General features: G+C 62.7%; 8 protein-coding genes. 3 read left to right on the forward strand and 5 right to left on the reverse strand.

Going from position 1 to position 10,993, the window contains the following annotated elements:
* Positions 1 to 3: 3 nt before the first annotated feature.
* The 5 genes from iolD to PQR53_RS29730 form a co-directional block, all read right to left on the reverse strand.
* Positions 4 to 1,977, reverse strand: a complete 1,974-nt coding sequence (gene iolD, locus PQR53_RS29710) for a 3D-(3,5/4)-trihydroxycyclohexane-1,2-dione acylhydrolase (decyclizing) (protein ID WP_408462107.1) — start codon at positions 1,975 to 1,977, stop codon at positions 4 to 6.
* Positions 1,974 to 4,064 carry a bifunctional 5-dehydro-2-deoxygluconokinase/5-dehydro-2-deoxyphosphogluconate aldolase gene (locus PQR53_RS29715; RefSeq protein WP_408462110.1) on the reverse strand — a complete coding sequence of 697 codons (2,091 nt, stop codon included), beginning with the start codon at positions 4,062 to 4,064 and terminating at the stop codon, positions 1,974 to 1,976. Before PQR53_RS29715 ends, iolD begins: the two co-directional genes overlap by 4 nt.
* Before the next feature lie 66 nt (positions 4,065 to 4,130).
* Positions 4,131 to 4,970, reverse strand: a complete 840-nt coding sequence (locus PQR53_RS29720) for an ATP-binding cassette domain-containing protein (protein ID WP_408462113.1) — start codon at positions 4,968 to 4,970, stop codon at positions 4,131 to 4,133.
* A gap of 13 nt (positions 4,971 to 4,983) precedes the next feature.
* On the reverse strand, positions 4,984 to 6,186 hold the full coding sequence (locus PQR53_RS29725) for an ABC transporter permease (RefSeq protein WP_408462116.1): 1,203 nt from the start codon (positions 6,184 to 6,186) through the stop codon (positions 4,984 to 4,986).
* Between the two features lie 189 nt (positions 6,187 to 6,375).
* On the reverse strand, positions 6,376 to 7,422 hold the full coding sequence (locus tag PQR53_RS29730) for a sugar ABC transporter substrate-binding protein (protein WP_323046696.1): 1,047 nt from the start codon (positions 7,420 to 7,422) through the stop codon (positions 6,376 to 6,378).
* 277 nt (positions 7,423 to 7,699) lie between these two features.
* Between PQR53_RS29730 and PQR53_RS29735 the strand changes: the two genes are divergently transcribed.
* From PQR53_RS29735 to PQR53_RS29745, 3 genes are read left to right on the forward strand one after another with little or no spacing between them, the layout of a single operon-like run.
* Positions 7,700 to 8,581, forward strand: coding sequence for a MurR/RpiR family transcriptional regulator (locus PQR53_RS29735; RefSeq protein ID WP_179733229.1), 882 nt, complete (start codon positions 7,700 to 7,702; stop codon positions 8,579 to 8,581).
* The gene (gene iolG, locus PQR53_RS29740; protein WP_408462120.1) at positions 8,574 to 9,590 is read left to right on the forward strand and encodes an inositol 2-dehydrogenase; all 1,017 of its coding nucleotides are present in this window, start codon (positions 8,574 to 8,576) and stop codon (positions 9,588 to 9,590) included. The genes PQR53_RS29735 and iolG overlap by 8 nt, the downstream gene beginning before the upstream one ends.
* Positions 9,590 to 10,633 carry a Gfo/Idh/MocA family oxidoreductase gene (locus tag PQR53_RS29745; protein WP_408462141.1) on the forward strand — a complete coding sequence of 348 codons (1,044 nt, stop codon included), beginning with the start codon at positions 9,590 to 9,592 and terminating at the stop codon, positions 10,631 to 10,633. The genes iolG and PQR53_RS29745 overlap by 1 nt, the downstream gene beginning before the upstream one ends.
* Positions 10,634 to 10,993: the final 360 nt, after the last annotated feature.

The raw sequence follows: 10,993 nt of genomic DNA on the forward strand, positions 1-10,993 counted from the left end.
TCCTCATTCGGTGTCGATGTGGCCGGGCCGTTCGCCAGGATCGGCGGGCGTGGCGCGTGCGGCAAGTTGAGCGTCGTATTGCGAACGTGCGGCACGCACAGTGTCGCGCGCCGATACCTCGGGCACGGCGACTTCCCACCACCAGCCGCCGTCATCAGTAGTGCGGGCGGGGTCGGTGTCGATACTGATCACATAGGTGCGATCGGCGGCACGCGCGCGTTGCAGCGCGTTTTCAAGTTCAGCGATGTTCGCGACGTGTTCGGCCTGCGCGCCGAGCGCGCGCGCATGCGCGGCGAAGTCGATTCCAGGTGCGCCGAGCGGGCCCTGCATGCAGTCGTCGAGCAGGTTGTTGAACGGCGCGCCACCGCAGGCCTGCTGCAAGCGGTTGATACAGCCGTAGCCGCGATTGTCGAGCACGACCACAATCAGCTTCGCGCCGAGCATCACCGAGGTCGCGATCTCGCTGTTCATCATCAGATAGCTGCCGTCGCCGAGCATCACGATCACTTCACGTGCGGGCCGCGCGAGCTTCACGCCGAGGCCGCCGGCGATTTCGTAGCCCATGCACGAGTAGCCGTATTCGACGTGGTACGCCCCCGGTTTGCCGGCGCGCCATAGCTTGTGCAATTCGGCCGGCAAGGTTCCCGCGGCGCACACGACAATGTCGTCCATCGTGGAGCGCGCGCTCGAACGCTGCACCGCGCCGATTACGTCGCCTTCATACGGCAGCACGGTGTCGCGTTGCGGCGCATGCGTGAGCGTGCCCACGGTATCGCGCCAGCTCGTGGCCAGTTTGTGCGCGCGCGCGGTCCATGTGCGGTCCGCGTGCCAGCCTTGCAGAGGTTCGGCGAGCGCATCCAGCGCAAGACGTGCGTCGGCTTCGAGCACCAGCGCGCGATGCTTGAGGCCGTCGAAGGGATTCGCATTGATGCCGATCACGTCGGCCTGCGTGAACAAGGTGTTCGAACCGGTGGTGAAGTCCTGCAAGCGCGTGCCGATTGCGAGCACGCAGTCCGCGTCGTGTGCGAGCGCATTGGCGGCAGGCGAGCCGGTCACGCCCAACGCACCGGTGTTCAACGGATCGTTCCACGCGAGCGAACCCTTGCCCGCCTGCGTTTCCGCCACCGGAACGCCGTGCGCGGCGGCGAAGCGATGCAGCGCCTCGGTCGCGCGGCCATAGAGCACGCCGCCGCCCGCGACGATCAGCGGCCGCCTGGCGCGGCGCAGGCGGGCGACCGCCGCGTCGATCTCTTCCGCACGGGGTGCAGGGGAGTGAAACGTGACGACGCGCGGCGCAAAAAAATCAGCCGGGAAATCCCATGCCTGCGCCTGCACGTCCTGGGGCAACGCGAGCGTGACGGGACCGCACAAGGCGGCGTCGGTGAGCACACGCAAGGCGCGCGGCAACGCATTGAGCAACTGCGCCGGATGCACGATGCGGTCGAAGTAGCGCGACACGGGCTTGAACGCATCGTTGGCGGAGACGCCGCCGTCATGAAAATCTTCCAGCTGCTGCAACACCGGATCGGGTGCGCGCGAGATGAACACGTCGCCGGGTAACAGCAGCACGGGCAGACGATTCACATGCGCGAGCGCGGCTGCCGTGATCAGATTGGTCGCCCCGGGTCCGATCGACGTCGTGACGGCCATCATACGACGGCGAAAATGCGCTTTGGCGTAGGCGATCGCGCTGTGCGCCATCGCCTGTTCGTTATGGGCGCGCAGGGTGGGCAATGCTTCGCGATGCTGATACAACGCTTCGCCCATGCCTGCCACATTGCCGTGGCCGAAGATCGCAAACACGCCACCGAAGAGCGGCTCGGTGCCGGTGCCGTCTTCGCTCGTGACACGTTGCGCGGCGAGATAGCGTACCAGCGCCTGGGCTGTTGTCAGACGGAGGGTGCCGCCCGAGAGCGTGGGTGTCTGGATGGCGTCGTTGGCGGATGCCGCATCGTGATGCAATATGCGCTCGTTCATGCCGCCTGCTCCTGATGTGCATGGCGCGCCGTGCCAAGCGGCGCGTGGGTCGCTCCGCGCGCCGCACGCCATGATGCGATCAGCGTTTCGAAGGTGCGGCGCACGCGCGCGATCAGTTCGTCGTCGCCGATTTCTCCCGCGAGCCATGCATGGCTCGGTTCGTGAAAAATCGTGCGGCCCACGGTGAAGCCGCGGCACGTTGCCGATTGTGCCGCCGCGCGAAAGCCCTCGTCCAATTGCTCGACAGCCGCCGACAAACCGAGCAGCACCACGCCCCGGCAATACGGATCGCGCTCGGCGATCAGCGCGTCGATGGCTTGCCATTGCGCGGCGTCCATGGGTTCGAGCTTCCACCATTCCGGATAGATGCCGATGTTGTACAGCCGCTTCAACGCACGATAGACGATGTCCGGTGCTTGCGGCAGATGTGCGTGCTTCGGCGGAATCACTTCGAGTAGCAATTCGTGGCCGCTCGCTTGCGTCGCGTCGTAAAGCGCGCGCAGTTGTGCTTCCTGTTCGAGGCGTTGTTCGACCGGTTCGTCGGGATGGAATTGCACCAGGCACTTGGCAATGTGTTCCTGCGGCCACGCGATCAGCGCGGTGCCGATCGAGCGGCCGTGGTCGAACACGAGCGGCACGGACCCGGGCAGTTCAACCGGCCTGCCGATCCACCAGCCGCGGCCGGTGGCGGCGTTCAATGCGTCCTGACCGTAGCGGTCGTCGCTCAATATGCCGATGCGGCCTTGCAATTCCAACGCGGACTCCGTCCGCGCGACGGCTTGCACGAACAGGCCCTTCAGCTGCACGATGCGCGCTTCGTCGGCACCGGTCTGCTGGGCGAGTTCGAAGAACTGGTTGCGGTGGTCGAACGCGAAGCCGAGTACTTCGTCCCATGGTTTGCGGGCAGGCGAGACTCGATGCAGGCGTGCCAGCGTCGCATCCCGGTCGGGGCGGCGCATGCGTTGCGGATCGGCTTTGGCCTCGCGCAGGAAGTAGTCGAGTTCGGCGGGCGTCGGCATGGCGGGCGCGCAACCGTGGCGCGATACCACCAGCGCGCCGCTGGCATTCGCCGCGCGCGCGCAGGCTTCGAGTGGTTGGTCGCGCAACCATCCGGAGAGAAAGCCGGACGCGAATGCGTCGCCCGCGCCGAGCACGTTGAGCACTTCAACTTCCACGCCGCCATGAATCGGCAAATCGTCAAGCGTTGCAGGAACCTTGCCGTCGATGATCTGGCAGCCCATCGGCCCGCGCTTCAGAACCAGCGTGGCCGGTGTCACGGCGCGCACCGTCGCGAGTGCGTCGACGAGTTCGCTCTTGCCGCCGGCGATGCGGAATTCTTCCTCGGTGCCGATCACCAGGTCGAACAAAGGCAGAATGCGCTGCAAGTGCGCGCTCACGCCTTCGCTCGCAACGAAGCGGGTTTCGCCGTCCGCTTTGCCCGTGAGACCCCACAACACAGGGCGATAATCGATATCGAGCACGGTGCGCACGTTGTTGCGCCGGGCGTAATCCAGCGCGCGGCGGCTGGTGCGGTTCACCTGCTCAGTCGAAAAATGCGTGCCGGTAATCAGCAGCGCTTTAGACGAAGTGATGTACGCCTCGTCGAAATCCGCCTCATCCACCGCCATATCCGCGCAGTTCTCACGATAGAAGATCAGTGGAAACGTATCGCGATCTTTCAGACCGAGTAGAACGAGCGCGGTGAGGCGCTCCTGATCGATACATACATGACTGACGTCGCAGCCTTCCTTCGTCAAGGTCTCGGTGAGAAAGCGGCCCATGTGATCGTTGCCGACGCGCGCCAGCATCGCCGATTGCAGCCCGAGCCGCGCGCAACCGAACGCGATATTCGCCGACGACCCGCCGAGATATTTCGCGAAGCTCGACACGTCTTCGAGCCGCGCGCCGACCTGCTGCGCGTACAGATCGACGGCGAGCCGGCCAAGACAGATGATGTCGCGGTTGCGGTCCGGCGCAAAACGGCTGGCCGTGGCCGCTGACGCGGACGCGGGGTCAAGGCCGTTTGCGTCTTGGTTCCTGTCCGCGTTCACGATCCCGGTCCCGCTCGATGTGCTGGAATGATCCATGAATATTCCTGAATAGCTGAGCGCGGTCGTGAGGCGCAGCAAGCACCGGCAACCCGCGCGAATGAATCAGATCGTCGTGCCTTCGAGTTCGCCGATCATCTTCTGCATTTCGGCGCCGCCGGCCATCATGTCGAGCACTTCATCCTTGCTGATGGTGTCCTTGGTGAACGTGCCGAGCGATTTGCCGCGATTGAGCAGCGTGAACGAATCGCCGATCGGATATGCGTGATGCACGTTGTGCGTGATGAAGATCACCGAGATGCCTTTCGCGCGCGCCGTGTGAATCAGCTTCAGCACGTTGAAGCTCTGCTTGACGCCGAGCGCGGCGGTCGGTTCATCGAGAATCAGCACGCGCGCGCCGAAGTGAATTGCCCGCGCAATCGCCAGACATTGCTTCTCGCCACCGGACATGGTACCGATCGGTTGATGCGGGTCGCGTACATTGATGCCCATCTCCGCAAGCTTGTCGCGCGCGGTGGTCGCGCTGGTTTCGAGGTCCATCACGTTCAGAAAGCCGAACAGTTTCTTTTGCGGCTCACGGCCCATGAAGAAATTGCGCGCGACCGAAAGCAACGGCACCAGCGCCAGATCCTGATAGACCGTGGCGATGCCCAGATCGAGCGCGTCTTTCGGCGACTCGAACAGCACGGGTTTGCCGTCGACCAGATACTGGCCGGAAGAGGGTTGATGCACACCGGCCAGCGTTTTGATCAGCGTCGATTTGCCCGCGCCGTTGTCGCCGAGCAGGCAATGCACTTCACCGCGTTTCAGGCGCAAGGTCACGCCGCTCAGCGCGATGACCTGGCCGAAGTATTTGCTGACGTCTTCGAGCGCGAGGATCACGTTGTCCTGCGGCGCGCTCGCGCTCGCAGTACTCGCAGTGTTCACGGTATTCGTCTCGGACATGGTCGTCTCCTCGTTACGACTGCGCGACGCGGCGGCGCACGTAGTGATTGAACAGCACGGCGATCAGCAGCATCACGCCGAGGAATACGCGGAACCAGTCGGAGTCGACATTTGTATAGGTGATGCCGATCTGCACTACGCCGAAGATCAGCGCGCCGAAGCAGGCGCCGATCACCGAGCCGTAGCCGCCGGTCAGCAGCGTGCCGCCAATCACCGCCGCGATGATGGCTTCGAATTCCGCCTGCAGTCCACGGTCGGCCGCTGCCGAACCGATGTCGCACACTTGCAGCACGGCGAACAGACACGCGCAAAACGCGGTCAGCACGAACAGCGAGATCTTCACGCGCCGCACCGGCACGCCGACGTTTTTGGCCGCGTTGGCGTCGCCGCCGACCGCGAAAATCCAGTTGCCGAAGCGGGTCTTGGCCAGCGTGAACGCGCAGACTGCGGCAAGCGCGAACCACCAGAGCAGGACTTTCGGAATGCCCGGCACGAGCGGATTGCCGTTGTCGAGCAGTTTCACGACACCGATCTGGCCGAGCCAGATGAACAGGCCCTTGAACGCGACACCCTGGAACAGGGTGTGGGCGAGCCAGTCGTGAGCGGCGACGTCGCCCACGCCGGAGATGATGGTGCGGTCGGCGAACATGACCGACAGGGCCAGGGTGAGCCCACGCAGGATGAACAGGAACGCGAGCGTCACGATAAACGACGGCAGCCGCGTGCGCATCACCAGATAACCGTTGAGTGCGCCGAGCAGCATCGAACCGGCGAAAGCAAACAGGATCGACAACGCAATCGGCCAATGGAAGTACATGGTGGGCAGCGCGACCATCATGCCCGAGAAGCCGATCATCGAGCCGATCGACAGATCGAATTCGCCGGCAATCATCAGGAGACACGCACCGACAGCGATCAGGCCGAGATACGCGGCCACTTGCGACCAGTTCATCACGCCGTCGAGGTTGAACATGCCGGAGTTGCCGGCCGCAATCCCGAACACGAGGAACACCATGACGGTGCCGGCGAGCGCGGCGAATTCCGGACGGTTCAGCAGATGCCGGAACCACGATTCCTGGCGCACACGCTCATCGGACCCCGCGGACCCCGCGGCGCCGGTGGCCGATGCGGGCGCACCGTTGGGCGTCGACGCCGTTCCGGTGGCGGAAGGGGGCTGCTTGCGGGGATGGAAATGGAAGGGGTTGGCTACGCCCATTGAAGCTCTCCTTGATGCGCCCGGGGTGGCAGTCGAGAGTGGATTGCAATCTGACCGCATGGCGCGTGATGCACGTAAAACGTGGTGAACCCAGGCGTGGGGCGGCGAGGCCAGCTGGGGCCGGCCGCGTCCACTTTCTTCATACCTGCCGGAACGATTGTCCCGGGTCCGCACTTCCAGCGAAATGCGTTAGCGATACTGCCCGGCGTACTTGACCACCTTGTCGATATTGGCCTTGGTGATGAAGCCTGGGCCGGAACCGATATTGCGCGGCCCATAGGCGGGCGCCAGGCCGTAAGTGGCGAGGCGTTGCTTGAACTTCGGGTTCGCTTCGAGGATCTGGCGGATCTTGGCCGGATCGGTGGTGTGTTCCTTTTTCACGATGGCCAGTACGGCGACCGGGATATAGCCTTGCAGGTAGGGTTGCTGGTCGATCGCGAACTGGATCGTGCCGTCCTGGATGCCCTTCGCGATGTCATTGTCGAAATCGAAGGTCGCGAACCAGACCTTGCCGGCCAGGCCCATCTGCTGCAGCGCCTTGATCGTCGGCGCGGCCGACAGCGGACCGAGCGTCAGCACCGCCTGGGTGTTCGGATGATTGCGCAGATACGCGCTCACTTTCGATTGCACACCGGTCGGGTCCTGGCCGGCGTCGAGCGTGGAGGACTTGAAGTCGACGCCGATCGCTTCGGCAAAGCCTCGGCAGCGTTCGAACGAAGCCGGGTTGGTTGCGTAATGGTTCACGCACAGGAACGACTTGATGCCCGCTGCCTTCGCTTTTTCGCCCGCCGCCTTGCCCGCGGTGTATTCAGGCTGACCGACGTGCATGATCGCGCCAAGCTGCGCGCTTTGCGCCTCGGTGCCGGAATTGATCGTGACGAGCGGGATGTGTTTCTCGGTGACCTTGGAGATCGCACTCTTGAGTACGTCGAAGTCGGCGATCGAGACGATCACGCCGTCGTAGTTGCGGGCGGCCGCCTGTTCGATCAGACGCGCCATGTCGGCGATGTCGCCGTTCGGCGGATTACGGTAGTCGGTCTCGACGTTGAAATCTTCGTCGGCCTGTTTGATGGCGTTCTTGATGGTGTTCCACCACGAATCCGAATCCGGCGCGTGGCTGATCAGCACGAAGTGAGCGTCAGCCGCGCGGGCGGCCGACGCCGCACCGAATCCCGTCGCCAACGTCAATGCCGTCACCAGAATCCTGAGCGTAGCCTTGCCCTTGCAAAGTCTCATTGTCTCCACCTTTCTCGGTCTGTCGTTATTGAAGGGAGCGTCTGGCAGGCGGCCTTCCGGTTGTACGCGCTGCGGCATGGATCAGCCGATGCACCATCGCTCACGACCAAGATTAGGCCAACTTCCCAAGCGTTGCAATGAAAATTTCATGAAAAATAAAAATGGAAAATACATTCCATTTGATGGGGCGGCTGCCTATAATCCGCAGCGTCAGGAAGCGGTGCGTCGCGCGTTGAAAGCGTCTTGCGCACTGCAATAAAGCAACGAAGAGAGAGCCATGGCGGAAGAGAGCACCGAAGACTTGCCGAGCGTCGAGGAATTGATGCAACGCATCGCGGAAAATTACGAGGCGCTGCCCCGTCAATTGAAGAATGTCGCGACTTATCTCGAGCAGCATCGCTCGAGCGTGATGGTGGATCGCACCAGCGATATCGCCGCGAGCTGCGGCGTGCATCCGTCCGCGGTGGTGCGTTTTGCGCAGCGCTTCGGGTTTTCCGGATTCTCCGATCTCCAGGCGGTGTTTCGTCAGGCGTATACCGGGCAGGGCACGTCCTCGCCGAGTTATCAGCAGCGGATTCGCAAGCTGATCGACGAGAAGCCCGGCGCGTTATCCGGCGGTTCGGTTGCGCGCGAATTCATAGCGGCCTCACGGGGCGGACTTGAAGAACTTGAAGCAGGTCTCGACGACAAGCAGTTCGACGCTGCCGTGAAGATGCTTCAGCAGGCGGACAACATCTACGTGATTGGCGTGCGGCGCTCGTTTCCGGTGGCGAGCTATATCGTCTACGCGTTGCAGCACACGCCAAAGCGCGTGCATCTGGTGTCCGGTTTCGGCGGCATGTACCGCGAACAGATTCGCAGCGTGAAGAAGGGCGACGTGGTGATCGCGATCAGCTTCGCGCCGTACGGCAAGGAGACGCAGTATTGCCTGCGCGTCGCGCATCATCTTCAGGCGAAGACGTTGGTTATTACGGATAGCCAACTTTCTCCGCTATCGCGTTATGCCACCACGCAACTGTATGTGAAAGAGGGCAGCGCGTTTGCGTTCCGCTCGCTGACCAGCACGATCTGTTTGTGCCAGGCGTTGTTCATCGCGCTCGCGTACAAGCTCGAACTGAACGTTGAAGAATCCAAAGACACTGGAGGATACGATGACTGAGGCTGTAAAGACGATCGACGTGGCGGTATTCGGCGCAGGGCGTATCGGCAAGATTCATGCGGCCAATCTGGCGCGCCAGGCCGGCGTGCGGCTCAAATATGTGGTCGATGTGAATCGCGAGGCGGCTGCGGCACTCGCCGCCGAGCACGGCGCGCAGGTCGCGGATATCGACGGCGCGATGGGCGATGCGTCGATCGGCGCGACGGTGATCTGTTCGAGCACGGACACGCACGCGGATCTGATCACGAAATCGGCCGCGCAGAAGAAGCATGTGTTCTGTGAGAAACCGGTGGACCTGACTCTGGAGCGCGCGCGTGCCTGTGCGGAGGCGGTCGGGCGTGCGGGCGTGGTCTGCATGATCGGCTTTCAGCGCCGTTTCGACCCGACTTTTTCCGCCTTGAAAGCGCGCATCGATGCGGGCGAAATCGGCACGCCGGAAATGCTGGTGGTGACGAGCCGCGATCCGGGTGCGCCGCCTGTCGAGTACATCAAGCACTCGGGCGGCATTTTCAAGGACATGCTGATTCACGATTTCGACATCTTCCGCTGGATTCTCGACGACGAAGCCGACACGTTGCATGCTACCGGTAGTTGTCTTTCGGACCCGGCGATTGCTGAAGCCGGCGATATCGATTCGACCGCGGTGACGATCCGCACGAAGCAGGGCCGTCTGTGTCAGATCAACACCGCGCGGCGCGCGGCCTATGGTTACGATCAGCGGTTCGAAGTGCTCGGCAGCGCCGGTATGCTGCAGGCCGGTAATGTGCGTCCCACCGAGGTCACTGCGTATTCGAAAACCGAAGTCTCGAGCGACGTGCCCGAGGCGTTTTTCCTCGAACGCTATCGTGCGGCTTATGCACTGGAAATTGCGCATTTCTTCGACGCCATCACGCGTGGCAAGCCGGTGCGTACTACTGTCGCGGACGGCCTGAAAGCGCTCGAACTTGCCGAAGCGGCGACGCGCTCGTGGCGCGAGGGTCGCGCGGTAAAGCTCGGCGAGGCATCGTGATGAAGGCGTCGGCGGGGCGGCTTCGGGTGGGCGTGGTCGGCTTGGGGCGGTTGGGCAAGCGGCACGCGGAGAATCTGGCGTATCGCGTGCCGGGGGCGTCGCTCGTGGCCGCTTGTAGTCCGCTGGAAGAGGAGCGCGCGTGGGCACGAGACACGTTGCCTGAGCCTCGTCTATACGACGACTATGCGGACCTGCTTGCCGATCCCGAAGTGGACGCGGTGTGGCTTGTCACGCCGTCGTCGTTGCACGCGCAACAGATTATCGATGCGTTGCGCGCCGGCAAACATGTGTTCTGTGAAAAGCCGTTGTCGCTGGAGCTTGCCGAGTGCGAGCGCGTCGTGGCCGAAGCCGCGCGCTATCCGCATCTGCAGGCGACCATCGGTTTCATGCGGCGTTTCGATCCGAGTTATCGGGATGCGTTCGACAGGATCCAGGCGGGCGCGATTGGGCGGCCGTTCCTTGTGCGTTCGCAGACCACGGATAAGAACGATGACGATGGCTTTTTCGTGCGTTTCGCGGCGACCTCCGGCGGGATTTTTCTGGACTGCACCGTGCATGACATCGATGTCGCGCGCTGGCTGCTTGGCAGGCCGCGGGCCAAACGCGTGTTCGCCGCGGGGGCGGTCGCGTTGCACGAAGGTTTGCGGGAATTTGGCGACGTTGATAATGGCGTGGCGATTTGCGAGTTCGAAGATGGGAAGCTCGCAATGTTCTATGCGTCGCGCACGCAGGCGCATGGAAATGACACGCATAGCGAGGTGATTGGTACGGCGGGTGCGGTTGCTATTGGGCATAATCCGCGCGCGAATCGCGTCGAAATTTATGATGCCGGTGGGATTCGCAATGAATGTACGGCGAGTTTTTTTGATCGGTTCGAGGATGCGTTTTTGTGTGAGGCGAGGGGGTTTGTTGCCAATGTGCAGGGGGACGCTGCTGGCGCTGGCGGGCATGCGGCGGCGTCGCTGGTTGATGCGCTTGAGGCCACGCGGATCGGCGTGGCGTTGCGGCAGTCTTTGTTGTCGGGGGAGGCTGTTGATCTGTAACTCAGAATGGGTGCCTGCGGCGCTGGTGTTGGGCTTTGCCTGGTTTTTTTTTGCCTGCGGCGCGGTTGTTTCTGTATGCCTGCGGCGGTGGGCTTTTCTTGGTTTTTCTGCTTGCGGGGCGCTTGTTATCTGTTTGCCTACGGGGTTGGTCTTTCCTTGATCTGTTTGCCTGCGGGGTGCTTTTGGGTTGTATACCTACGGCGTTGGCCTTTCCTTGATTTCTTATTGGTCTATTAGCGTCGCCCCTGTGCGGGGCAGGCACCTACTTTTCTTTGCCGGCCGCAAAGAAAAGTAGGCAAAAGAAAGCGGCTCAAACCGCTAATTCTTAAGCGGGTCCCCCGCACAGTCACGGTAGTGGCC

Source organism: Paraburkholderia fungorum, assembly GCF_046027605.1.
GTDB lineage: Bacteria > Pseudomonadota > Gammaproteobacteria > Burkholderiales > Burkholderiaceae > Paraburkholderia > Paraburkholderia fungorum_F.